Consider the following 24,672-nt stretch of genomic DNA (forward strand, 5'->3'; position numbering starts at 1 on the left):
CGCGCCATACAAGGCCACGAGAGATTCGGCCATATCCCCTAACGGTCGCTTTTTGGGGCTCCGTAAGTACGCTTGGGTTCGTCAGGTTTGCGCGGTTGGGCATTCGGCCCATCTGAAACCGTCGGGGCGGGAGGACGCAGAAGGTTGCGCAGGAACAACGGCGCAAGGCCCGATAGAGGGTTCACCGAGACCTTCGGGTCTGCCAAAGGCCCCGTAAGGGAATAATTGAACCCGATGACCCCCTCGCCCTTTTTGGTAAAGACGCTGCCGACCGCATTTAGCAGGTAGATCGGGGAAATGGCGCCCCGCAGGTTCAGCGTCCCGGCCACCGTATTCACTGTTCCATCAAAAGACAGGCCCATGGACGGGCCAACAGCACTTCCACTGAGGATCTTGACCTCTGTCGGGGTGATCCGCATCCGGCTGTCGATGGACGAGAAGAAAATGCCCTGGCCAGCCATCTCATCCAGCAACCCGACCAGACTGATTGCGTTCAGCAGCGCAGCCATCGCAGGCGCATCCTGAATACGGGTGCTGACGATACTCAGGATCACGTCATAGCTACCAGCCGCCGCTACCGGTTCCAACTGTACGTCCAACGTTCCGCCCCTTGCTTGCGTCAGCAAACCCGCCGAGCGCAAGACGGCGCCGGCATCGTTCGAGGTCAGCTCTACCGCGCTCCGCGCGCCCCGCGGGGTTAGGCGGCCTTGCATGGCAGCCCCTCCGTTGACACGGGCGTTGAAGGTGCCGTTGACCCCTCCGGTCGTTTGAAACGTGCCCTTGAAGCCGGTCAGCGCCACGCCCTCAGTGACTTGGAGGCGGTCAAGCGTTACGTCGAGATTCGGGCCAGCGCCCGACCCGCTGCCGCCACCCTCGGACCCGCCGAATGTGGCGCGGCCCAGGTTCAGCACCCCGCCGAGAACGCGAATGTCGGGTGCGGCGTTGCCCCGTCCGATCAGTTCGGCCGGAACAGCCAGCCAGTTGCCCAGATCGAAGGAACTGAAGGAAACTCGGTCAAAATCGCCGTCCCGAAAGGTGATAGACGCTGCGGTCCGCAACCCCGCCGCCTGTAGGTTCAGGGCATCAACCTTCAACCCATCGCCCAGTGTTGCATCAGCAGTCAGCGTGCCGCTGGTCGACGCGGGCTTGCGCCATCCCAGCTCGGGGATAGCCAGCGTGACGCCAACCAGATCGGATGAGGCCGACAGTTGCGGCGGTGCGCCTGCACCGATACCGAGCGTAAAATCAGCCGTGCCAGACCCGCTGAGGAAGCTTTGTGGCAACCCGGCCTTCAATTCGGACATCAGACGCTGAGACAGCTCAATCTGCCCCGTCACAGTGCTGCGCTGCGCCGTTTCGCCATCAATCGGCTGTTGCCATTTGGCCTGCGCGGGCACATCGCCGAACAGGCCCTGCCCTTCGATTTGCACTCCAGTCTGGTCTCCGGACAACTCCAGCATCGGTGCACTGACGGAAAATCCCGGTACCAGACGGTCGCTGCTCAGGTCTCCCAGCTTGCCCGCAAAGTGAAATTGCGTGTCCTGAAACTTTAGGCCCTTGATCAGCGGCAAGGACAACGTGCCCGTAATTGCCACATTTCCCTCGGCCATATCGACCGGCAGTCCTGCCTTGCTGAGCAGGCTGAGGGGCGGGCGATCCAGTAGGGATAGCGCGGCAGTGACACCCCCCGTCGCACTTATCCGTGCAATACCCGGCGTATTTTTTTTGATTTCGGTATCGGGAATGATGAAGGACGTTCCCGATGCATCCACGGCCCCGCCCTGATCGGCCATCACCACACCCTGCTGCGCGGTTGCGGTAAAGCGGTCGACAATCAGACTGGCCTGCCCCTGCGCGCCTTCGACCGGAGGCAGGGTCTTGGCAAAACGGATGGTGGCATCCTCGAACCCGAAATCCAGATAGATATCGGGTTTGTTGTCGGGCCGCAGACGCAGCGCGAAATCCATATCCGACAAGGCGCCCTTGGAAAGGTTTTTGGTCACCCATTCCCGCGGCTTCGGCGCCAAACGCTCGGGCCAATAATTTAGGACTTCTTCAGAGTCCATATGGTTCAGATGCGCGTCCAGATCGGCCGACCAGCCGTCCGCCAGACCGACTAGCAGACCCGAGGCCCGCACGCGGTGGCCACCATCCTCAATTGTCATCTGACCAACGCGCAGCCGGAACGGGGCAAATTTCATCTGAACGTCCAGATCCGCCCTTTTCAGGTTCAGCGGCTCGGGGAACAGGTTGGCCGGGTTGACGTTGATCCCCGTCAGGCTCCACTGCCCATCCAGACTGTCGAGCGTCCCGTTTTCCACCCCTTGCAGATAGGCTTTGCCCGCGGCCTGCACCGATCCCCAGGCGGAATCGATCGAGACCTCGTTGAAGTCCAACTCCTGCCGGTTGGGATCATAGGTGAAGTAGGTGCGCGCGGAGTCGAACGGGATGGCGCGTGTCTCTGGATTCGGCTGCACCGCCCCGGCGCCTAGATTGAGCGTCGCGAAAACAGGGCCGAAAGCTCCTGAGCCATCGACACTGCCCCGCACCGCGCCTGAGATCGGCGTTTTCAGAACCTGCAACCACGCCAATGCCGGGCTTTGGCCGTATATATCCTCGGCTGGAAGATCGGTGATCGTCACGCCAAAACGTGCTTCGGGCGTACCTAGAATACTGGTGTAATTCGCCTCAATCCGGCTGGCGAAATCGCGCCCGGACAGGACCGAGAATCCGGTCGCCAGCCGCATGTCATCGTCATTGCGGGTCAGCTGAATATGGCCGCCGTCTAGTATCCAGGACCGCCCCAACCGCAGATCGCGATAGTCCAGCGTGATCGCATCCAACTGCACTGAGGTCAGCGCAGACAGGGCCGGAGACAGGAACACCTCATCCCCGGCCTCGATCAATTCGGCCAGGTTCGACGCGCTTTGCACGGGCGCGCTGCCAGTGCCCACTGTCAGCGTCAGCGCACCGTCCTCACCTCGGGTCAGGGCGATCTGCGCCCCGCTGAGTATGATCCGCTTGGGCCGCACATGACCGCGCAGCAAGGGCCGCATCGCCAGACTGGCCCGCATATCCGACACTTGGGCGATCTGTTGTCCGGCCTGATCGCTGATGGACACATCCGTCAGACGTAAACGGGGCCGCCAGCCTTCGTGAATGATAAAGCTGACATCGCCAAAGCGGATCTGGAGGCCACCCAGATTCTCCTCCAACCGCGCCTCAACGTGACTGCGTAGCCAGGCCGGGGCGTGCATACGCTGGCCCAGAACCATGAAACCCGTGACCACAGCCAGAACGACCAGCAAAACAACGCCGCGCAACGTCCAGATGCCCGCCGTCCGACGGCGCGAGCGGCGGCGTTTCGGTTGACCCGCCTCTTCGCTATTGTCCTGATCCTGCTGCACCAATTTGCGTTCCACGCCTTTCAACCCGTCCGCGTTGCCCTATGATATCGGACAGCGTTTAAAAACCTTTAGCGGAGTTTCCAATGCCCGACGTTTCAGACATGGCCCCTGATTTCACCCTTCCCCGAGACGGCGGTGGTGAGGTATCCCTCGCGGATCTGCGCGGCAGTGCCGTCGTTTTATTCTTTTATCCCCGCGATGATACGCCGGGCTGCACCAAGGAATCCATCGGTTTTTCGGAACAGCTTCAGGCCTTTGCCGATGCGGGCGCTCAGGTCTTCGGCATCTCGCGCGACAGCGTCGCCAAACATGACAAGTTCGTCGCCAAACACGACCTGACCACGCCTTTGCTGTCGGATGAAAACTCGACCGTCTGCGAGGATTACGGCGTCTGGGTCGAAAAAAACATGTACGGCCGCAAATCCATGGGCATCGAGCGATCGACCTTCCTGATAGACGCCGAGGGCCGCATCGCGCAGGTCTGGCGCAAGGTCAAAGTGCCGGGCCACGTGGATGCGGTGCTTGAGGCCGTAAAGGCGATGTAGCCCCCTCGACGCCGCGCGCCATCCGGTCTATCCCGGCCTCAACACGACAAGGCGGAGCGTACCAGTGCCCAGAACACTGACCCAGATGGCAACCGAGGTTCTGACAACAGCAGACGGGCGGGAGAAAACCGCCCTGTCCAAACGCCATGCCGCCGCTTGGTTCGCATCGCGTAAGGGCGAAGGTGACGCGATTCAAATCGGCACCGCCACCCCGCCTTTGAACCCTGCACGCCCTCAAAAGCCCGAGCTGCTCTCACCCCGCGAAGTGCCAAAACGCAAACCGGGGTCCGAGGCCGGACGCATCGCGCTTTTGCACGCCGTTGCGCATATCGAGCTGAACGCGGTGGATTTGCATTGGGACATCATTGCCCGCTTCGGTCACGTGCCCATGCCGATCGGTTTTTACGATGACTGGGTCAAATGCGCCGAAGAAGAATCGCGCCATTTCGAGATGGTCTGTGATTGTCTTGAACAGATGGGCAGCTTTTACGGAGCCCTGCCCGCCCATGCGGGCATGTGGCGCGCCGCCGAAGACACCGCTGAGGATTTGATGGGCCGCCTTGCTGTGGTTCCCATGGTGCTAGAGGCACGCGGGCTGGACGTCACACCCGGCATGATCGATATCTTTCGCAAGGCAAAGGCGGAACAGACCATCGCTGCACTCGAGGTGATCTATGCGGAAGAGGTCGGCCACGTCGCCTATGGTTCCAAGTGGTTCCATTTTCTTTGTGGGCGCGAAAACGCCGACCCCAAGGACTTCTTCCACCAATTGGTTCGGCGCTATTTCCACGGTGCCTTGAAACCGCCCTTTAACGAAGAAAAGCGCGCCGAGGCAGGATTGCCGCCGGACTTCTACTGGCCGCTAGCTGAGGACATGCCCGCGCCGGGTCAGGTCTCAGACTGAGGTTAAAGGTTAATTTCGGCAGGTTTTCGCCGATCCGTAGGGGGAAATCTGCAGCTTCGAAGACAAATTGGTCAACAAACTTGCCCGAATGCTGAGACCCTATTAAGCATCCCGTCCAAGGGACGGCTATTGCACCACGACCGGTCCCGATCTTGGGGATGAGAGGTAAGACGCGTGAGAACACGTCTGGCAATTAGATTTCACTCGCTGCTCGAACGGCACTTCCCGGAACGCCGGGTTTTTCTGAAATCTGACAAAGACACACGGTACATCCGACTCAGCTCAGAAACGCAGATCGCTGCGGTGGCCGGTGTTGCAGTCATGGTTGGCTGGACCGCCGTCGCCACTGCGATTCTGCTGATGGACAGCATCGGATCTGGCAACTTCCGCGAGCAAGCCAAACGCGATCAGGCCACCTATCAAGAACGTCTCAACATCCTGTCCGCCGAGCGTGACGCCCGCGCGCAGGAAGCCTTGGCCGCGCAGGACCGGTTCAACGCTGCACTGGCGCAAGTCTCGGCGATGCAGTCCGAGCTTTTGGCCTCGGAAAACCGTCGGCGCGAGTTGGAGACCGGGATTGAGGTGATCCAGACCACGCTGCGCGCAACGATGAAGCAACGAGAAGAGGCCCGTGGCGAACTGGCGAAGCTGCAACAGGATGCGGATACAACGGACGCCTATGTCGTGGCCGCATCGGCCCCGGCGCAGATGGAATTCATGACCGACGCTTTGACCCGCACTGCGGAAGAACGGGATCAGATCGCAGCCGACGCGCGTGATGCGCTGGACCAGCGCGATGATCTGGAGCTGGAAATCCGGCTGATGCAGGAACGCAGTGACGAGATTTTCCGCCAGTTGGAAGAGGCGATGGTGATCTCGGTCGAGCCTCTGGACAAGATGTTCCGCCAGGCGGGTATGCCCACGGACCGCATCATCGAAGAGGTGCGGCGCGGATATAGCGGTATGGGCGGTCCGCTGACCCCTTTATCCCTGAGCACCCGCGGCGAGGAGAGTGACATCTCCGCCGACGAGGTGCGCGCAAACCAGCTTCTACAACAAATGGATCAGTTGAACCTGTATCGTCTGGCGGCCGAAAAAGCTCCCTTTGCGAACCCGGTTCATTCCGCTGTGCGGTTTACCAGCGGCTACGGCTCTCGCCGCGACCCCAAAACGGGCGGACGCCGGATGCATAACGGTGTCGATTTCGCGGGTCCCCAAGGCACCGATATCTTTGCAACCGCAGATGGCGTGGTCACACATGCCGGCTGGCAGTCCGGTTTTGGACGACTTGTGAGGATCAAACACGCCTTCGGGATTGAGACACTTTACGCTCATAACACCAAGATCCGTGTGAAGGTCGGCCAAAGGGTCTCGCGCGGGGATCATATTGCTGATATGGGTAGCACCGGACGGTCCACCGGCACGCATTTGCACTATGAGGTGCGCGTGAACGGAAAACCTGTAAACCCAATGACTTACATCAAGGCTGCGAGAAATGTTTTCTAAGAGCAAAATCAACGAACCCGCATCCAAGGATTCTGAGGCGGCAAAACCTGCTGCTCCGGCGACTCCGGCGGCCCCTGCACCTTCCGAACCCAAGGCCAGCACGGCGCCTAAGCCGAAGCCACCCGCATCGGTCCTGTCTTCGGACCTGCACATCACCGGCAACATCAAGACAACCGGTGACATTCAGGTTGAAGGCACGGTCGAAGGCGACATCCGCGCGCATCTGCTGACCATCGGCGAAACCGCGACCATCAAAGGCGAAGTCACTGCAGACGACGTCGTGGTCAACGGCCGCATCGTGGGTCGCGTGCGTGGCCTGAAAGTCCGCCTAACGTCGACAGCACGGGTTGAAGGCGACATCATCCACAAGACAATCGCTATCGAAAGCGGCGCGCATTTCGAAGGCTCGGTTCAGCGTCAGGACGACCCCCTTAACCCTGGCCGCGGCGCCAAACCGGGTGCCAACCCGGCTGCGGAAGTCAAACAGTAAAGCAAATCCAACCCGGATTTTTGAAACGCCGCAGGCCATCCTGCGGCGTTTTCGATTCAACTCCAGGCGTTCCTCTGAATCCAGTTCCAAGCTTGAACTGATACGGCTAAACTCTGCCCATGTGGATGTTTTTTGCTCTTGTCGCAGCCGTCGCAGGCGCGTTTCTGTACTGGTCCTGGTCCAAGAAAAAAGCGCGCGCTGCGCTTCTGGCTGAGGCATTGAGCGAAGACGACCGGCGCATCATCGCAGCACAAGTCCCCATCCTCCAACGCGTCCCATCCGACCTACGTGAGAAATTGGATGGCAAGATCAACTTGTTTCTCGAGCAAGTGAGCTTTTATGGCTGCGACGGGCTGGAAGTCACCGATGAGATGCAATTGTCCATAGCGGCGCAAGCCTGCCTGCTCGTGGTGAACACCGACACCTGGTACGACAATCTGACGACCGTTCTGATCTACCCCAACGCCTTCAAGTCTCGGCAGCAGAGGCGCAGCGGCTATGTCGTGACTGAGAAAGAGATCATCCGAACCGGCGAAAGCTGGGACCGTGGGCCGGTGATCCTGTCATGGGCGCATAGCAAACAGGGCGCGATGAATGACCATGACGGGCACAACGTGGTGTTCCACGAGTTTGCGCATCAGATCGACGACCTGTCAGGTGGCACCAACGGAGTTCCGGTTCTTGCAAAAGGACAGAGCTATGCCGAGTGGGAACGTGTCTTCTTGACGGCCTATTCCGACCATGTCGCAGCAGTAGAGGCCGGGCATCGCACCGTCATCGACCCCTACGGTGCCGAAGGCCATGAGGAGTTTTTTGCCGTCTCGGTCGAGGTGTTTTTTGAGCGCCCTCACGCCCTGCAAAAGGCAGTGCCTGAGGTCTACAAACAGCTTGCCGCGCTGTTCAATCTCGATCCCGCGACATGGGGCGAAAGGCCTAACTGACGCGCTGGCCGTGAAAATTCCCCCAAACGCAAGTTTCACAAATCACAGTTTTTGAATTACTCTGGTTCTCATTGATTAATGGAGGACTATTCATGTCATCAAAACTCATGGCCGAATTCTTCGGCACGTTCTGGCTGGTTCTGGGCGGCTGCGGCAGCGCAGTTCTGGCGGCAGGGGTCGCTGATGTCGGCATAGGATGGCTTGGTGTATCCTTCGCCTTCGGCCTGACCGTTTTGACAATGGCTTATACCGTGGGCCATATCTCGGGCGGGCATTTCAACCCCGCGGTGAGCCTCGGCCTGATGATCGGAGGGCGCTTTCCCGCCAAAGACCTATTGCCTTATTGGGTCGCTCAGGTGCTGGGTGCAATTGCGGCAGCGGTGGTGCTGTATGTGATCGTTAGTGGCGCGCCTGGTTTTGAAGGCGTGGGCGGGTTCGCCTCAAACGGATATGGCGAAGCGTCACCCGAAGGGTATTCCATGATGTCCGCGCTGGTGATCGAGATCGTACTGACTGCGTTCTTCATCGTCATCATTCTGGGCGCGACCTCAAGCGGAGCGCCTGCGGGCTTTGCCCCGATTGCCATCGGCCTGGCGTTGACCTTGATCCACCTGATCTCAATCCCTGTCACCAACACGTCGGTCAATCCGGCACGGTCCACGGGCGTGGCCCTGTTTGCTGATGGCCCTGCCCTTGCACAGCTGTGGCTGTTCTGGGTCGCCCCTCTGATCGGGGGTGCAATTGGTGCGTTGATCTGGAAAGCAATGGGCGACGACTGATCCAGGTCCCTAGCCCAAAAGAAAACCCCGGCGCATGACTTGCGCCGGGGTTTTTCGTCACTCGGTCACTGTGACCTTTTTCATCGCGTCAGGCTGGCCGACAACAGCGCCGTTCTGACCCGCACCGCGCTTGATCGCGTCGACCACGTCCATCCCGTCCGTGACCTTACCGACAACGGTGTATTGGCCGTCCAGAAACGGTCCCGGCTCGAACATGATGAAGAATTGCGAGTTCGCGCTGTTGGGGTTCTGAGACCGCGCCATGCCAACCACACCGCGATCAAAGGTGATATCCGAGAACTCGGCCGGCAGATCAGGACGGTCCGAGCCACCACGACCTGCGTTGGCAGCATTGAAGCTGTCCTTGGTCTGGTTGCCGAACTGAACGTCTCCGGTCTGGGCCATGAACCCCTCGATCACGCGGTGGAAGACGACCCCGTCATACTTACCTGCGTTGGCGAGCGCGGTGATCTGTTCCACGTGCTTGGGTGCGACATCTTCAAATAGGTCGACGGTGATAGTGCCATTGGCCTCACCCTCAACCTCGATCTGCAGCCCAGTGGCCAGCGCGGGGCTGGCCAAAAGGACAAAAGCGGCGGCAAGCTTATGCATCTGCCGCTACCTTGACGCTGATCATGCGGTCCGGGCTCGCAGGCGGCTCGCCCCGTACAATAGCGTCTACATGCTCCATCCCGTCGATCACGCGGCCATAGACCGTGTACTGACCGTTCAGGAAGTGGTTATCTTTGAAGTTGATGAAAAACTGCGAGTTTGCCGAATCCGGGTTCTGCGAGCGCGCAGCGCCCAGAGTTCCACGGTCATGCGGCAGTTTCGAGAATTCCGCCGGAACGTTCGGCAGAGACGACCCGCCTGTGCCCGCCATGCGGATGTTGAATCCGTCTTCCATGTCGCCGTGCTGAACGTCGCCGGTCTGGGCCATGAAGCCGTCAATAACACGGTGGAAGGCCACGTTGTCATACTCGCCCCCACGGGCCAGTTCCTTCATCCGGGCGCTGTGCAGAGGTGCCACGTCGGGCAGCAGCTCAATGACGACATTGCCGTCTTTCAGCTCAATGATGATTGTGTTTTCGGGATCCTTGATCTCGGCCATCTGGCTCTCCTGTCGTTTGTCTTGCGCAAATACCTATGCGCCAAGCGCCTGAATGCCAAGTGACGCATTGACCTGAGGGCAAAATGCAGGAAAAGAACCGCCCAAAGGGTATCAAAGCACGAGGATTGCGCGATGGGCTGGAAAACACTGGACGATATGGACCTGAACGGCAAACGCGTGCTGGTGCGTGTGGATATCAACGTGCCGGTCGTTGACGGTGTCGTGACTGACGCCACCCGTATTCAACGTATTGTTCCCACGGTGCAGCACATCCTGGTATATGGCGGCAAACCCATCCTGCTGGCCCATTTCGGGCGTCCCGGCGGTGAGCGACGTGAAAGCCTGTCGCTGAACCAACTTGTCCCGACCTTGGAGTCTGCTTTCGGAGCGAAGGTCCTGTTCGCCGCCGATTGCGTGGGCACTGAGGCTGAACTGGCCGCCGACGCATTGCAGCCCGGTGAGGTTCTGCTGCTGGAAAACACCCGCTTTCACGCGACTGAAACCAAGAACGATCCCGATCTGGCCGCTGGCATGGCCCGTCTGGGCGATATCTACTGCAATGACGCGTTCTCGGCGGCGCACCGCGCCCATAGCTCGACCGAGGCGCTGGCCCGTTTGCTACCCGCCTGCGCCGGCCGCCTGATGCAGGCCGAGCTTGAAGCGCTGGAGGGCGCTCTGGGCGCGCCCAAGCGTCCGGTGACTGCTGTTGTCGGCGGTGCGAAAGTATCCACCAAGCTGGAGCTGCTGGGCAACCTGATCGACAAGGTCGACTATCTGGTCATCGGCGGCGGTATGGCGAACACGTTCCTTGTCGCCAAGGGCGTTGATGTCGGAAAATCGCTGGCCGAAACCGCGATGAAAGACACTGCCGCAGAGATTCTGGCCAAGGCCGAAACATCCGGCTGCAGCATCGTGCTGCCCGTTGATGTGGTGGTCGCCGAGAAATTCGAAGCAAACGCGCCGCATCAGGTGTTGCCCGCCGATCAATGCCCCGCAGACAGCATGATCCTAGACGCAGGCCCTGAAAGCGTCGCCGTCATTACCGAGATCTTCGGCAAAAGCCAGACCCTGATCTGGAACGGCCCGCTCGGCGCGTTCGAGTTGGAGCCGTTTGACGCCGCCACCAACGCCGCCGCCCTGAAAGCCGCTGCGCTGACACGAGCCGGTCAGTTGATCTCGGTTGCTGGTGGAGGGGATACCGTTGCCGCCCTGAATGCTTCGGGCGCGGCCAAGGACTTTTCGTATATCTCGACCGCAGGCGGAGCTTTCCTGGAATGGATGGAGGGCAAGACCCTACCCGGCGTCGCAGCGTTGGAGCAATGATCATCGCGGCGCTCAAATCCGGGCCGCGAGACAATCTGACTCAACCGCGCAATTTTTGCGAATCAGGGGATTCACATCCCGAATCACCTGTGACATAGTGCAATCAGAGGCCCACAAAGGGCCCGCTATTGAGGCAGACTTCATACGGCGGTCAACAGAGTGTCCCGTTCCCATCGGCCCGGTTTGGGCGCAGTTTTTTTCTTCTCGGTGGCTTTTATGCTGGGTGTATATTTCACCTTCGCCGCCGTCCAGGGAGACTATGGCCTGTTCCGACGGGTCGAGATTTCGGCGGAACGGGACGCCCTGTCACGCGACCTCGCGGCGCTCAAATCTGAGATTTCCGAGATGGAAAACCTCACCCGTCGCCTCTCGGACAATTACCTTGATCTCGACCTGCTGGATCAACAGGCCCGATCCGTACTGGGCATGATCCGCGCGGATGAAATCGTCATCCGCTAACCCCCTTCTCCCCCTGCATGAATTGGGCAAAGCTACGCTGCGTCATATTTACGCTCGCCAGATCGCAAGAAATGCTCTAAAAGATAGTTTAACGCTAAACTATCTGTCCGAAAGGGGGAGATCGCCACAATGGCTGCGCGAAAAACCACAAAGAAACCAAACGTTTCTGCGGAAGAGCTGAAAACCTACTACCGCGAAATGCTGTTGATCCGTCGATTCGAAGAAAAGGCGGGGCAACTCTACGGTATGGGTCTGATTGGTGGTTTCTGCCACCTCTACATCGGACAGGAAGCGGTTGTTGTCGGCCTTGAGGCTGCAGCAAAAGAAGGCGACAAACGCATCACATCCTATCGCGACCACGGTCACATGCTGGCCTGCGGCATGGATCCGGGCGGCGTCATGGCCGAACTGACCGGGCGTGAGGGCGGCCTGTCTAAGGGCAAAGGCGGCTCGATGCATATGTTCTCGAAAGAGAAGCATTTCTACGGCGGCCACGGTATCGTTGGCGCTCAGGTCCCGCTGGGCGCGGGTCTGGCCTTCGCTGATAAATACAAGGAAAACGGTGGCGTGACCTTCACCTATTTCGGTGACGGCGCGGCCAACCAGGGTCAGGTCTACGAGACATTCAACATGGCCGCCCTTTGGGAACTGCCAGTGGTTTTCGTGATCGAGAACAACCAATACGCTATGGGCACCGCCCAGGCGCGCTCGACCTCTTCGGCGGATATCTATCACCGTGGTCAGGCCTTCGGTATCCCAGGCGAAATGGTCAACGGCATGGATGTGCTGGCTGTCAAAGCCGCCGGCGAAAAGGCCGTCGCCCACTGCCGCGCAGGTAGAGGGCCTTACATCCTCGAGGTCAAAACCTACCGCTACCGTGGCCACTCGATGTCCGACCCGGCCAAGTACCGTACCCGCGAAGAGGTTCAGAAGGTCCGCGAGCAAAGCGACCCGATCGAACATGTGCGCGAGCTGCTGCTGACCGGCAAACACGCGACCGAGGATGACCTGAAGGCGATCGACAAAGAGATCAAAGAGGTCGTCAACCAGGCCGCCGAATTCTCGAAAGAAAGCCCCGAGCCCTCCGTCGAAGAGCTCTGGACAGATATCTACGCCTGAGAGGACGAATAAGACATGGCAACCGAAATTCTCATGCCCGCCCTTTCGCCCACAATGGAAGAGGGCACGCTGGCCAAATGGCTGGTCAAGGAAGGCGACACCGTATCTTCCGGCGACATCATGGCCGAGATCGAAACCGACAAGGCCACGATGGAGTTCGAGGCCGTTGACGAAGGTATCGTCGGCAAAATCCTGATCAGCGAGGGCACCGAAGGGGTCAAGGTCAACACCCCCATCGCGATCCTTGTGGAAGAAGGCGAAGACGCCTCCGCCCTGCCCGCGGCTGCCCCCGCAGCCGCAGCGGTGACCGAGGCCGCCCCAGCGGCGGTTGAGGCCCCCGCTCCTGCAGCTGCCGCCCCGGCCGCTCCGGTTGTGGACCTGTCGCCCGATTGGCCAGCCGACGCGGAAATGAAAACCGAGACCGTCCGTGAAGCGCTTCGCGACGCGATGGCCGAAGAAATGCGCGGCGACGAAGATGTCTATCTAATGGGCGAAGAAGTCGCCGAATATCAGGGCGCCTATAAAATCAGCCAAGGTCTGCTGGACGAATTCGGCCCCAAACGCGTGATCGATACCCCGATCACCGAGCATGGCTTTGCAGGTATCGCGGTTGGTTCAGCCTTCGGTGGCCTGAAGCCCATCGTCGAATTCATGACCTTCAATTTCGCCATGCAGGCGATCGACCAGATCATCAACTCCGCCGCCAAAACGCTCTATATGTCCGGCGGTCAGATGGGCTGCCCCATCGTGTTCCGTGGCCCCAACGGTGCCGCCGCCCGCGTGGCCGCGCAGCACTCTCAGGACTACGCCGCATGGTACATGCAGATCCCTGGTTTGAAAGTCGTGATGCCATACTCGGCCGCTGATGCCAAAGGCCTGCTGAAATCGGCGATCCGCGACCCCAACCCGGTGATCTTCTTGGAAAACGAAATCCTCTACGGACGCACATTCGACGTGCCGCAAGTGGATGACCTGTCCATTCCTCTGGGCAAGGCCCGCATCTGGCGCGAAGGCTCGGACGTTACCATCGTCAGCTTCGGCATCGGCATGCAATATGCCCTAGAAGCCGCCGACAAACTTGCCGAAGAGGGCATCAGCGCCGAGGTCATCGACCTGCGCACCATCCGTCCGATGGACACTGGCGCGATCATCAACTCGGTGATGAAGACCAACCGTCTCGTGACAGTCGAAGAAGGCTGGCCCCAAGGCTCGGTCGGCAGCTACATCAGCTCGGTCGTGATGCAAGAGGCGTTCGACTATCTCGACGCGCCGGTCATCAACTGCACCGGCAAGGATGTTCCGATGCCCTATGCCGCGAACCTCGAAAAGCTGGCCCTTATCACCACGGATGAGGTGATCGCTGCAGTCAAACAGGTGACCTACCGGTAATGGAGATCAGGGGCCGCGATCCAGCAACCGAATGCTACCGTGTCGAGATTGACATCGACAACCGCATCGTACGGGCGCTTGTGCCCGAGCGACTGGCGGCGGATATGCGGTTGATAGGCGCGCGCCCCTCGCACCAGACTGCCTATGTCTGGATGGCGGAGAACAAAGAAAAAATCGAGGCTGCGATTGCGACGCTCGCACGCGGCACCGGGCGCCCCAAGGCGCCCTTTGACCAAATTACTCTGATTGAGGAGCGCTGAAATGCCCACCGAAATCCTAATGCCCGCCCTGTCTCCGACCATGGAGGAAGGCACCCTTGCCAAATGGCTGGTCAAAGAGGGCGACACCGTCTCCTCCGGCGACCTGCTAGCCGAGATCGAAACCGATAAAGCCACGATGGAGTTCGAGGCTGTTGACGAAGGCACCATCGGTAAGATTCTAATCCCGGAGGGATCCGAAGGGGTCAAGGTCAACACTGCCATCGCAGTCCTGCTGGAAGATGGCGAAAGCGCCGATGATATTGGTACTGCACCTGCGGCGGCCCCAGCGGCTGCACCTGCAGCCGCCGCGGGCAACGAGGTCGCCGCGCCAGCGGCATCCGAGGCGCCCGCCCCCGCTCCGGCTGCACCGGCCAAAGCCGATGGTGGTCGCATCTTCGCCTCACCGCTGGCCCGTCGCATCGCAGCGCAAAAGGGCCTTGATCTGGCACAGATCACCGGCTCCGGCCCACATGGTCGCATCGTCAAAGCCGATGTGGAAAGCGCAACTGCAGCGCCAGCAGCAGCCCCGGCCCCTGCCGCAGCAGCCACGCCCGCAGCGGCGGCACCGGCTGGCCCATCGGCAGATGCCGTCGCCAAGATGTACGAAACTCGCGATTACGAGGAAATCAAGCTCGACGGCATGCGCAAGACCATTGCCGCGCGCCTGTCCGAAGCCAAGCAGACCATCCCGCATTTCTACCTGCGCCGCGATATTAAACTGGACGCGCTCCTTAAGTTCCGCAGCCAGTTGAACAAGCAGCTGGAAGGCCGTGGCGTGAAGCTCAGCGTCAACGACTTCATCATCAAAGCCGTCGCCAACGCGCTGCAGCAGGTCCCCGAATGCAACGCAGTCTGGGCGGGCGACCGCGTGCTGCAGTTGAAACCGTCTGATGTGGCCGTTGCGGTTGCGATCGAAGGCGGTCTGTTCACTCCGGTCCTGCAGGATGCCGACACCAAGTCTCTGTCTGCCCTGTCGACCGAGATGAAGGACCTCGCCGGTCGCGCCCGCGAACGCAAGCTGGCCCCGCATGAATACCAGGGCGGCACATTCGCGGTTTCAAACCTCGGCATGTTCGGCATCGACAATTTCGACGCCATCGTGAACCCACCGCATGCAGGTATTCTTGCGGTCGGCACCGGCCTGAAGAAACCGGTTGTAGGCGAAGACGGAGAGCTGACGGTCGCTACCGTGATGTCCGTCACGATGTCGGTGGATCACCGGGTCATCGACGGCGCGCTTGGGGCACAATTGCTGCAAGCCATCGTCGAAAACCTGGAAAATCCGATGGTCATGCTGGCCTGAAAAAACTCTACCCGCCGGGGTCCGACCTCGGCGGGTGCTCTCACGATCACGGCCACGATGTGAGCATGCGTGATAGCCCCAAAGGTTGCTTCCGCAACTGCGCTCTCCCACCTTTGAACCAGACGGTTTTGAAAACCAAAGGTGGCCCATGCGCTTTTTTAATTTTACTAAGATATTGCTTGTAGTTGCCGCGTCCGCAACTGCGGCTAACACGGCATCCGCAAAACCCAACAGCTATCCGGGCGAAAACTCCAGGTTCAAATCCAGTGATCCCGCCGTGATCGCCCAGCAAAAGGCTGAGCGACAGCAACGCATCGATGAGCGCAAGGAACGGCGGGAGCAAAGACGGCAAGAGCGGTTGAACCGAAAGAACAACCGCTCGAACTGAGGTTTACTGGTCCTTGCCCAGCATGTGGTCCATCGAGATTGAGGGCTGATCGCACCCCGCCTCGCCAACGATTTTGGCCGGGATGCCGGCAACTGTCTTGCAGGCGGGAACCTCTTGTAGCACCACCGATCCGGCGGCGATCCGGCTGCAGTGGCCGACCTCAATGTTGCCAAGAACCTTGGCCCCGGCACCAATCAGAACTCCATCACCGATCTTTGGGTGGCGCTGCTCTTCTTCCTTGCCGGTTCCGCCCAAAGTCACAGAATGAAGCATCGAGACATTGTCACCAACCACAGCAGTCTCACCGATCACGATGGAATGGGCGTGGTCGATCATGATCCCTTTGCCAATCTTGGCGGCGGGGTGAATGTCGATGCCGAAAATCTCAGACGACCGCATCTGGAAGAAATAGGCCAAATCATGCCGTCCTTTGCACCATAACCAGTGTGCCACACGATATGCCTGCATCGCCTGATAACCTTTGAAATAAAGGATCGGCTGCAGTAGACGGTGGCAAGCTGGATCGCGCTCATAGACGGCCATCAGGTCGGCGCGCGCGGCCTCAATCAAGCTTGGGTCGTCGGCGTAGGCCTCGTCCACGATCTCACGCAGGACCATCATCGACATCTCGTTCGAACACAGCTTGGCCGCCACTCGGTACGACAATGCCCGCTCAAGGCTGCGGTGATGCAGAATACAAGCGTGCACCAGCCCGCCCATCAGCGGCTCTTGTTCAACGGCGGTATGGGCCTCGGTCGTGATCCGGTTCCAGACCGGGTCAACGGGGGTCACGTGGCTGCGCTTTTCAAACATGGCTTTGATCCTTTGCTGCGCCTAGCATGCCATTTAGTGGTAAAAACGCCAAACGCAAACCCGTGATCTGTAACTTAACCAAAATGAATGTGTTCCAAGAGGGGGCTTGCACCTCTTGGCAATTAAGACAGTCAGCCCAGCGCTCGCAGGGTCTGAAATCGTATCAGCTGACGCAAAACCATCTCAAAACACTGGCAATAGTGCGGATCATCAAAGTTCGGTTCATCCGCCAGCACCCGCGTGCGGGCCACTGTCATTAGGGATCCGTTACCGTAAACCGGATGCAGTCGCCCAGTGCGCTGGACATGGCGGTCGGCCAGTTCCGCCTCTGCCACCATCTTGATACAGAGTGTTCGGCGGCTGCGCTGCGGCACGGCCAACAAGGCCCGTGCCGCAGCGCTGACATCTCCGTGGAGGACGGGGCGCACAGGTCTTACGCGACCTGAATGCGCGCCGCCGGACCGGCGCCGTATGTGGCCGAGATTTGCGCGATCTCGACCGCATATCCACCTATCAAACCATCGGCTGACTTCGCGGTTGCGGTATAGGCCCAGCGCGGCTCGGCCACGATCTCTTCGCGGACTAAGGCACCGTTGGCCCGGACACGGATGAGGTAGGACTCGCTTTCCTCGCCCAGTGGGACATCCAGCCCCGCCCAGTCATCCCCTTCGATCCGCGTGCGCCTGATCCAACTGAACGTATCCCCGTCCGACGCGGTCTGCACAGACACATGTACCGGCGCGTAGGGGCGCAGGCCATTCCCGTCGAAAGCCTCAACCAGATATTCGTAGGATGGGTCGTCATACCCGCGCGAGGCCGGGCCGATCCGAAAATGTCGGGCCACACGCCGTTCGCTCGGCAACAGGCTGGTCTGCGCCACACGCTCATCCAACAGGACAAAGGTTGACCCTTCGGGCCAGACGTCTGGCATCAGGGCGTCCGTTCCCAACTGGCCGCGTAGACGTCCGGACAAGGCATAGCCCCCCGGCTCTTGCAGGGCGGCGTCAGAGAATTGAAACACCTCCCAATTGCCCGGTGTTCCGTCACCGATGGCCGCCAAATTGGCCCCATTCAGCAAGGATGTGCGCGGACGGGACTCCAGAAGGCCGTCGATCAGCTTGACCCGCAGAGGCGCGCCCTCATCCCAGATCCCGGCTGAGGCGCGATGCAGCGGCGTTTCCGTAAAGCCCATCACCGCCTGGTCTGAAATGACATCACGCAGCGCATAGTCCTCATCTCTGGCCGAGGCATGGACGGCGACGCTACCGGGCCAAGGATCGGCCGAGACAGCGAGATACGGCGCGTGCGGAGCCTCTGCCCCCGTCAACAGCGGCAGGTCCATGAACACCGGCACCACCGGCACAGGGGCGACGAAGGGCCGGATCGCAACCGGATCGTCCTGCAATCCGTTAGCCGTGTAGACGCCACGTTCTATCCGCACCGCCTCGGCCAGTTGCAGATCGGCTTTCTCCAACCGGTCGATACGGTAGAGCGCACTGCCCTCCTGTTCAGACAGGCGAACCACGTCTCCAGCCCCCAGATGCAGCATGGACGGGGGCAAGGCAAACCGGGCGGTGTCGCGGGACACACGCGCCTCGCTGAGCCAGCGTTCGACGGTCTGGCGACCCTCGGCACGGGTCATGGACAGGGGCATCTCATTGACCGCAACCGCATGGGTCTGCGCGTCGGGCAGCACGGCCTCTTCCGCGACCAGATCGTGATCGGCATCCGATTTAACAAAGCGCAGGCGGACACGTCCGGTCATCTCGGCCTCGGCCTCGCGGCGGTATTCTACGGTGCCGTCGAGATCGGAGCTGACAGCCAGATGATCCGGATCCAGCGTCACAGCACCAAAGTCATCACGTGTCTGGAACCGCAGAACACCGTCCCGTTCAATCGCGTCAAACCCATAGCGCAGCATCAACGGCTGCAACGCCGAACGTGCGTCCGAGACATCCTCGACCGCATAGCCCCGGACCACGCCGTAAAGCTGCGAGACATCAATGTCCGTAACCCCCGCCCCATGGCAGATCTCGGTCACTACCGAGGCCAGCGTGCGCGCGCCGGATCGACCGTTCAGCCAATGCCCTCGGGCGTAGTTTTCGCCGTCGTCCCATTGGCTTCGCAGGTTCGGAAAGGTGGGGTAAGGGCGCGCATCCCAGGCCCAGACATAGGCGTTGGAGAGGTCCAGCATCGGGCCGTCATAGATCTCGGATACCGGGTTGTTCTGCGGCTCGGACCAGTAGCCCAGCGTTGCCGTCAGATATTGCACCTGAATGAAGTCATCCCTGAGGCCGTTGGAATGCGGCGGCAGGCTCGATTCCGAGGATTTGGGGTCGAGAAACTTGTTCGGCTGGTTGGTGCCTTTATCCACGGCCGCGCAGCCCAGCTCCGTGAACCAGATCGGCTTGGACCCCGGCACCCACTCGGTCGGATCATTCTGGCGCACGCCGCCAATCCGTTCGTGATGCCAGTTCGACCACCAGTTCCGCAGGTCCTTGTAACGCCAGATCCACGGCTCATCATGGGTGCTATCTTCGATCGGAGTGCGAATTTGCGCCTCAGCCTCCTCGGGTGAGGCGTAGTACCAGTCATAGCCCTCGCCACCTTCGACATTGGCGCGCAGGTAATCCAGATTGTAGATCGACCCGGCATCGGCATCCTGATGGTCTTCACCATCGCGCCAATCGGACAGAGGCATGTAGTTATCGATACCGACGAAGTCGATATTGTCATCCGCCCAAAGGGGGTCGAGGTGAAAGAACCTGTCTCCTGTCCCCGAAGGTTGATAGCCGAAGTATTCGCTCCAATCCGCTGCGTAGCCGATCTTGGTATCCGGCCCGAGAATTTGGCGCACGTCCGCAGCCAGCTGGCACAGTTGTTCTACGGCAGGAAAGCCGTTTTCTCCGCGAATTTGCGTCAGGCCGCGCATTTCGGAACTGATGCAAAAGGAACTTACGCCACCTGCAATCTGGCAGAGGGTGGCATAGTGAAGGATAAACCGACGCAGCCCCCACTCCTTCGGGCCGGAATAGGTCACCTGCCCCGCGCTGATGCCAAAGTCGCTGACCTGAGCCGCCCCGAAAAACGCGGCCACCTGCGCGTCGGCGGCGGCTGTCTGATCCGGCGACCCGTCGCGCCCCGGAGCCACGTCCAGCGTGATCCGTCCACGCCAGGGCAGATGCGGCTGCTCTCCGTCCGACCAGGGGTCGGGCAAGCCGTTCTGCTGCAATTGATCCATCAGGATGAACGGGTAGAACATCACATCCTTGCCGCCCTCCTTCAGATGCTGGATCGCCTGCACAACCGCGCCATCCGTTGGGGTGCCACCATAAACAGGCCGGTCATCCTGATGCTGGACCATTTGGGACGTCTTGCGCCGCAGGCCCGACACGACCCACGGCATATTCACGCCATCTAAGTCATCGCGAACGACCTTGGGCGTGATCTGACAGTCTCCGCAGCGCAGGTCATTTCCGAACCACGACACAATCAGGGATGCCGCTTCGCAGCCCGGCAGCTCTCGTGCCAGTGCTTTGGTCGAGGTTATCAGGTCCGCCTCACCCGAGGCCGAGTTGACATTGGCCGCCCAACTGCGCCCGCGTCCTTGCGAATAGTTCACCTGAGTGCTGGCCAGTGTATATTCGCCAGTGCCCGGCATCAGGGCTACGCCCTTGACGATTTGGCCCAGTGCGGACACATGATCCGGCATCTCGGGCTGTGCAGGACGCACCACTTCGAACGAGAACTGAGGCACCCGGTTGCCAAAGGACGCGAGCTGGAAATCCTCGATCACCACATAGGCCGTACCGCGATAGGCCGGGACATTGCCGGTGCCCTCGACGGCCTCGATCAGGGGATCGGGGAGTTGATCCTGTGTCCCCTGATAGACACGGATGTTCAGGCTCGCGCGTTCTTGCTCCTCACCATCGGCCCAGACGCGTGTCACATCAGCGATCTCGCCCGCACCGACCGCAATCGCCAGAGAGATCGAGTAGCTGTAGGTCGTCGTCGTCACCTTGGGCGGTTTCGGCGAACCCTTGCCGCCCCCGCCTGAGGATTGCGTGCTAGTGGTCCGGGTCTCCAGAAAGTCCGAGGCCCAGATCACCTGACCACCTACGCGCATACGGCCAAAGACCGTGGCCACAGGGGCCCCCTCGGCCGTTTCGGTCAGGCGGAAACGGTCCATGCGGCCGGTCTCGACCACTTCGCTGCCGCTGCCCATGACCGATTGGCTCATCATGCGTTGGTCGATAACGCGGCCCAGCGTGGCCCCGACTGCCCGGCCGACTATGGCAGTGGACAGACCGGCCACTGTGCCACCGATCGAGCCGCCCAGCGCAGCGCCTGCTGCGGAAAGAAGAATAGTAGCCATCAGCGAGCCTCCAACGGGAATTCAAAACAGGCGACCACCCGGCGGCGCCAGGGGTCGCTCAGGGCGTTTTCAACAACGCCATGTCCGGAATAGGCATGGATGAAGCGCGGCACCTCGCCGATGCTGCTGACAATACCCAGATGTTTAGCAACACCGCTGTCCCGCATCCGGAAAAGCAGCACATCTCCGGCGGCCATTTCAGCTGAGGGCTTTTCGCTCAGGTGCCTGCGCGCAGCTGCCCACATGCGTTCTTCACCCTGCGGTTCGGACCAGTCCATGCTGTAGACGGGAACCGCCTCGGGTTCGTGCCCGATCACCTCGCGCCAGACACCGCGCAGCAGGCCCAGACAATCCGTTCCCGCCCCGCGAACCGAGGCCTGATGCACATAAGGCGTGCCAAGCCATGCGCTTGCAGTGTCCACGATCTCTTGCTTGCTTTTCGTCATCGTCTGCTACCGCCTGTATTCGCGTTACCTTTCTTTGGCACTGCCATCACCCAGTCTTCACCCGGAAGATCCGGAAAGCCCTGAAAGTTCAGAAAATTGTTGAATTTCAACCGGCAGGTCTCCATTCGCTTGTCGCAGCCAGCGGTCAGGCGCACCCGGTCTCCAACGGCCAATCCACCACCGATGCTGGCCCACAGGTTGATCTCGCGCCCATCTTCCGTCCGACGGTCCTGCTTGATCGACCCCCATAGCCCATTTGCTGTGCCCGAGGTCACATCCAAACGTCCCCGTTCAAACCAAGCTTCGTCAGAGGAGTTCCCACCACGCAGCCGCAACGACGTGCCTCCGTCAAAACCGGAGACTTCAGCCTCGATCTGATAGCCGGGCTGGCCTACGGCAAATCGGCACGCGGAATCCCCCAAGACGGCTGTGCAGGGCTTTTGATAGATCCGTCCCAGAGGGCGGTTCAGCAGATCGGTCAGCCCGCGCAGCTCTGCGTGAAAGGCTCCGCCCGCACGCCGTAGCTCACCAATCGAGCCGCGAAACTGCAGCACACGCTGCTCGGGCGCGGCCCAATTGACCAGCCAGGCACGTACCTCGGCCCCGTCAAAGCGACCGGCCTCAATATCATCCTCACGGACCGAGGCATCGGAAAGCGCGCCCATCGCCTCGGAATTATCAATCGACAGCCCGGTGGCCTGTTCGATAGCGGCTGCGGTCAGGCCGGTGCTGGCCCGAAAGGTCAGCCCATCGAACCGCAGCTCCATATCGTGATCGGTGAAGCCGAAGACCTGACCGTCCTTGCGGGTAATCGCCCAGCAGCGGCACACCGTGGTCAGACCGCTTTGCAGATGGGCCTGCAATGCCTGAGTATCCCTGCTCATCAGACGCGCACCTCGACCACGGGGACGTTTGGCACATCCCCGGCCTGAAAGTTGGCCACGCTGGTCTGGATCTTGTCGGTGTCAAAACGCACCGGCACGTCAAATTCGAAGCCCGCCGTGATCTCGACCTGTTCGGGCGGAGGGGCCACGAATGAGACCACCCCACGGGCCAGATCGACCTCATAGTCGACACCTTCACGCATGGCATCCTGGTCCAGACCCAAACGCACCGTACCGAGGACGGGTTTGGTGATCGGTCGCACATAGCTGACCCCGCCCGAGCTGTAGGTCTTCACCAGCTGGAAGTCAGTACGCTCTCCGTCACCACGCGCGATAACCTGATCGCCGTGATCGACGCCGACCGTGGCCGAGCCGGACTTGTAGTCCGACCAATCCTTCCAGCGGAACCCGTACATCTGGCCCCGACGCGCCTCGAAGAAGGAGATCATCGTTTCGATGTCATCCAGCGACCGCATTCCCAGTCCGGCATCATAGCGCCTGCGCGAGTGGGCCCAAGGCGTGTTGCGTTCTTCAAACCCGTTGGCGAGCGTCACGATATCCGTACGCCGTTCCGGACCGCCAACCGAGCCAAAGCTTAAGCTCGCGGGAAATCTCACCTCGTGGAAATTCATCTTCTGCTCCCCTTATCTGTTGCGATTGCCACGGCCCAAAGCGCGGCTCATCTGCGCCGCGATCTGGCCTTGCGACCGGCGGAACCCCTGCACGTCGGGCGTGGAGATATTCATCACCACGTTCACGGCACGCCCGCCGCCCTGCGTCCGAACGCCCAGCTTTCCGTCCGCGCCGCGTGCCAGAGGCATGATCGCCTCAGGGCCAGCCTCGCCCATCAGACCCGTGCCGCCGCGCATCGGGAACATCGTCGGGCTACAGACCACGCCGCCATTGGCAAAGGGCATCACCCGGCCCTGGCTGAAGCTGCCGCCATCCGCAAAAGGCAGAATGCCCTGCACCAGACTGCCAACCCCATTGGCCAGCATCCCCCCGAAATGATCCGTCACGGGCTTGATCGCCGCTGAATAGGCCGTGCGGATCATCGAGTTCTTCAACACATCCAGCGCGTCAGACAGGTTCATCCCGTCCAACACCACACCGTCAAACGCCTTGCGCAACCCACCGGACATACCACGCTCCAGCGTCGCCACATCCTTACCGGTCTCTTCAAACGCGGCCCTGACCCGCTGCAAGTGACCATCAAACGCCGCCGCCATACTCGCCGCATCGCCCAGCGCGTCACCCAGCGACTCTCCCCGCTCCTGCAGGTCGTCAAAACCTTCACGATCCGTCATCACGCTCTCCTTGTTCCTTGTCCGGATAGGCCGCCAGCAAAGCATCGAGGCCCTTCCGGTTCATCGCAGGCATCCCCGCGCCCTGCCCCAGCATCAGCCGCAACTCGGCCGGGGTCAGACGCCAGAACTGATCCGGCGTCAGCCGCAGCCCGAGAATCCCGGCCCGCATCAGCGCGGGCCAGTCGAACCCGCTCACTGCTCTGGCACCATGAAGGCGCGGGCCAGCAATTCGGCCGCCGCTTTGGTCCCTGCCATCGGTCCACCTGCAATTTCGGCATGCAGCAGGTCATCGCGGGTGACCGGCGCGCCGCCGCCGCGTAGACCTGCGACCAACAGCGCCAGCACGTCACCGCTGGAATACCCGCCACCCTCAAAGCGCTGCACCAATTCGACCAGAGATCCGGCCCCCAGTTCCTGTTCCAATTCCGCCAAGGCACCCAATGTCAGCTTGAGCACCCGCTGCTCCCCATCGATGGTCAGTGCCACCTCGCCCGTCCACGGATTGGTCATCAGAGCGCCGTGAAGCTCAAGGCACCAGCGCTTGCCATGCTCATCTCATAGGTCGCCTCACCGTTATGCGAGCCCGCATATTCGATGCTGCTGACCTGAAACGGGCCTTGGACGATGCCGAAATCGGGGATGATCACCTGAAAACCGGGCGTCTCGCCGTCAAAGAACAGCTGACGCGCCCGCTCATCCGTGCCTTCGTCCTTGAACACCCCCGAGCCCGAGATCGAGGCCGATTTGACCCCCGCCCCTGACAGCAGCTCGCGCCATCCGCCCTGGCTTTCCAAGCTGGTGACATCGACGCTTTCTGCGTTGAAACTGATCCGCGTGGCGCGCAGGCCCGCGATGGTTTCGAACAGGCCCGTGCCGTTCATATCCACTTTGACCAACAGGTCTTTTCCGTTCTGGGCAGCCAT

At 60.6% G+C, this 24,672-nt stretch carries 25 protein-coding genes; 12 read left to right on the top strand and 13 right to left on the bottom strand.

Annotated elements, in window-relative coordinates; all coding sequences use genetic code 11:
- Positions 1–38: 38 nt before the first annotated feature.
- Positions 39–3,422, bottom strand: coding sequence for a YhdP family protein (locus tag ACR0J4_RS08170; RefSeq protein WP_480668360.1), 3,384 nt, complete (start codon positions 3,420–3,422; stop codon positions 39–41).
- A gap of 68 nt (positions 3,423–3,490) precedes the next feature.
- On the opposite strand from ACR0J4_RS08170, the gene ACR0J4_RS08175 reads away from it, so the two are divergent.
- From ACR0J4_RS08175 to aqpZ, 6 genes are all read left to right on the top strand, one after another.
- The gene (locus ACR0J4_RS08175; protein ID WP_170373998.1) at positions 3,491–3,952 is read left to right on the top strand and encodes a peroxiredoxin; all 462 of its coding nucleotides are present in this window, start codon (positions 3,491–3,493) and stop codon (positions 3,950–3,952) included.
- Between the two features lie 85 nt (positions 3,953–4,037).
- Positions 4,038–4,856: a ferritin-like domain-containing protein gene (locus ACR0J4_RS08180; protein ID WP_170641365.1), complete on the top strand. Its 819-nt coding sequence runs from the start codon at positions 4,038–4,040 to the stop codon at positions 4,854–4,856.
- A gap of 174 nt (positions 4,857–5,030) precedes the next feature.
- Entirely contained in the window at positions 5,031–6,362 is a 1,332-nt protein-coding gene (locus tag ACR0J4_RS08185) for a DUF5930 domain-containing protein (protein WP_170640752.1), read from the top strand.
- Positions 6,352–6,852: a bactofilin family protein gene (locus ACR0J4_RS08190; protein WP_170374000.1), complete on the top strand. Its 501-nt coding sequence runs from the start codon at positions 6,352–6,354 to the stop codon at positions 6,850–6,852. The genes ACR0J4_RS08185 and ACR0J4_RS08190 overlap by 11 nt, the downstream gene beginning before the upstream one ends.
- 125 nt (positions 6,853–6,977) lie before the next feature.
- A complete protein-coding gene (locus ACR0J4_RS08195) occupies positions 6,978–7,793 on the top strand; it encodes a M90 family metallopeptidase (protein ID WP_480668361.1) in 816 nt (271 codons plus the stop codon).
- A gap of 92 nt (positions 7,794–7,885) precedes the next feature.
- Positions 7,886–8,572, top strand: a complete 687-nt coding sequence (gene aqpZ / locus ACR0J4_RS08200; protein WP_170458789.1) for an aquaporin Z — start codon at positions 7,886–7,888, stop codon at positions 8,570–8,572.
- 57 nt (positions 8,573–8,629) lie between these two features.
- Here the strand turns inward: aqpZ and ACR0J4_RS08205 are convergent, their stop codons facing one another.
- Positions 8,630–9,184 carry a peptidylprolyl isomerase gene (locus ACR0J4_RS08205; RefSeq protein ID WP_170553153.1) on the bottom strand — a complete coding sequence of 185 codons (555 nt, stop codon included), beginning with the start codon at positions 9,182–9,184 and terminating at the stop codon, positions 8,630–8,632.
- Positions 9,177–9,683: a peptidylprolyl isomerase gene (locus ACR0J4_RS08210; RefSeq protein WP_170374004.1), complete on the bottom strand. Its 507-nt coding sequence runs from the start codon at positions 9,681–9,683 to the stop codon at positions 9,177–9,179. Before ACR0J4_RS08210 ends, ACR0J4_RS08205 begins: the two co-directional genes overlap by 8 nt.
- Before the next feature lie 132 nt (positions 9,684–9,815).
- Between ACR0J4_RS08210 and ACR0J4_RS08215 the strand changes: the two genes are divergently transcribed.
- The 6 genes from ACR0J4_RS08215 (at position 9,816) to ACR0J4_RS08240 (ending at position 15,536) form a co-directional block, all read left to right on the top strand.
- Positions 9,816–11,006 carry a phosphoglycerate kinase gene (locus tag ACR0J4_RS08215; protein WP_170640754.1) on the top strand — a complete coding sequence of 397 codons (1,191 nt, stop codon included), beginning with the start codon at positions 9,816–9,818 and terminating at the stop codon, positions 11,004–11,006.
- 159 nt (positions 11,007–11,165) lie between these two features.
- Complete coding sequence (locus ACR0J4_RS08220; RefSeq protein WP_170640755.1) at positions 11,166–11,465, top strand: septum formation initiator family protein; 300 nt, start codon at positions 11,166–11,168, stop codon at positions 11,463–11,465.
- Between the two features lie 129 nt (positions 11,466–11,594).
- Positions 11,595–12,584, top strand: a complete 990-nt coding sequence (gene pdhA, locus ACR0J4_RS08225; RefSeq protein ID WP_170640756.1) for a pyruvate dehydrogenase (acetyl-transferring) E1 component subunit alpha — start codon at positions 11,595–11,597, stop codon at positions 12,582–12,584.
- A 15-nt stretch (positions 12,585–12,599) separates the two neighbouring features.
- Positions 12,600–13,973, top strand: a complete 1,374-nt coding sequence (locus ACR0J4_RS08230; protein WP_170640758.1) for a pyruvate dehydrogenase complex E1 component subunit beta — start codon at positions 12,600–12,602, stop codon at positions 13,971–13,973.
- Positions 13,973–14,233 carry a hypothetical protein gene (locus ACR0J4_RS08235; protein ID WP_170374009.1) on the top strand — a complete coding sequence of 87 codons (261 nt, stop codon included), beginning with the start codon at positions 13,973–13,975 and terminating at the stop codon, positions 14,231–14,233. Before ACR0J4_RS08230 ends, ACR0J4_RS08235 begins: the two co-directional genes overlap by 1 nt.
- A gap of 1 nt (position 14,234) precedes the next feature.
- Positions 14,235–15,536 (top strand): pyruvate dehydrogenase complex dihydrolipoamide acetyltransferase, encoded by a 1,302-nt coding sequence (locus tag ACR0J4_RS08240; protein WP_170640759.1) that lies wholly within the window; start codon positions 14,235–14,237, stop codon positions 15,534–15,536.
- 391 nt (positions 15,537–15,927) lie between these two features.
- Here ACR0J4_RS08240 and cysE read toward each other — a convergent pair whose 3' ends face one another.
- The 10 genes from cysE to ACR0J4_RS08290 form a co-directional block, all read right to left on the bottom strand.
- Complete coding sequence (gene cysE, locus ACR0J4_RS08245; protein ID WP_170640764.1) at positions 15,928–16,737, bottom strand: serine O-acetyltransferase; 810 nt, start codon at positions 16,735–16,737, stop codon at positions 15,928–15,930.
- Positions 16,738–16,868: 131 nt separating this feature from the next.
- On the bottom strand, positions 16,869–17,165 hold the full coding sequence (locus ACR0J4_RS08250; protein ID WP_170553133.1) for a DUF7742 family protein: 297 nt from the start codon (positions 17,163–17,165) through the stop codon (positions 16,869–16,871).
- A 5-nt stretch (positions 17,166–17,170) separates the two neighbouring features.
- Complete coding sequence (locus ACR0J4_RS08255) at positions 17,171–21,112, bottom strand: baseplate multidomain protein megatron (protein ID WP_170640766.1); 3,942 nt, start codon at positions 21,110–21,112, stop codon at positions 17,171–17,173.
- Positions 21,112–21,558 (bottom strand): NlpC/P60 family protein, encoded by a 447-nt coding sequence (locus ACR0J4_RS08260; RefSeq protein ID WP_170640768.1) that lies wholly within the window; start codon positions 21,556–21,558, stop codon positions 21,112–21,114. Before ACR0J4_RS08260 ends, ACR0J4_RS08255 begins: the two co-directional genes overlap by 1 nt.
- The gene (locus ACR0J4_RS08265; RefSeq protein WP_170640770.1) at positions 21,555–22,442 is read right to left on the bottom strand and encodes a baseplate hub domain-containing protein; all 888 of its coding nucleotides are present in this window, start codon (positions 22,440–22,442) and stop codon (positions 21,555–21,557) included. Before ACR0J4_RS08265 ends, ACR0J4_RS08260 begins: the two co-directional genes overlap by 4 nt.
- The gene (locus tag ACR0J4_RS08270) at positions 22,442–23,074 is read right to left on the bottom strand and encodes a DUF2460 domain-containing protein (RefSeq protein ID WP_170640772.1); all 633 of its coding nucleotides are present in this window, start codon (positions 23,072–23,074) and stop codon (positions 22,442–22,444) included. Before ACR0J4_RS08270 ends, ACR0J4_RS08265 begins: the two co-directional genes overlap by 1 nt.
- Before the next feature lie 12 nt (positions 23,075–23,086).
- The gene (locus ACR0J4_RS08275; protein WP_170640775.1) at positions 23,087–23,749 is read right to left on the bottom strand and encodes a phage tail tape measure protein; all 663 of its coding nucleotides are present in this window, start codon (positions 23,747–23,749) and stop codon (positions 23,087–23,089) included.
- On the bottom strand, positions 23,736–23,945 hold the full coding sequence (locus ACR0J4_RS08280) for a rcc01693 family protein (RefSeq protein ID WP_170458818.1): 210 nt from the start codon (positions 23,943–23,945) through the stop codon (positions 23,736–23,738). Before ACR0J4_RS08280 ends, ACR0J4_RS08275 begins: the two co-directional genes overlap by 14 nt.
- On the bottom strand, positions 23,942–24,259 hold the full coding sequence (locus tag ACR0J4_RS08285) for a gene transfer agent family protein (protein WP_170640777.1): 318 nt from the start codon (positions 24,257–24,259) through the stop codon (positions 23,942–23,944). The genes ACR0J4_RS08280 and ACR0J4_RS08285 overlap by 4 nt, the downstream gene beginning before the upstream one ends.
- The gene (locus tag ACR0J4_RS08290; protein ID WP_170640779.1) at positions 24,259–24,672 is read right to left on the bottom strand and encodes a phage major tail protein, TP901-1 family; all 414 of its coding nucleotides are present in this window, start codon (positions 24,670–24,672) and stop codon (positions 24,259–24,261) included. Before ACR0J4_RS08290 ends, ACR0J4_RS08285 begins: the two co-directional genes overlap by 1 nt.

It is taken from the genome of Ruegeria sp. B10 (genome assembly GCF_056539825.1).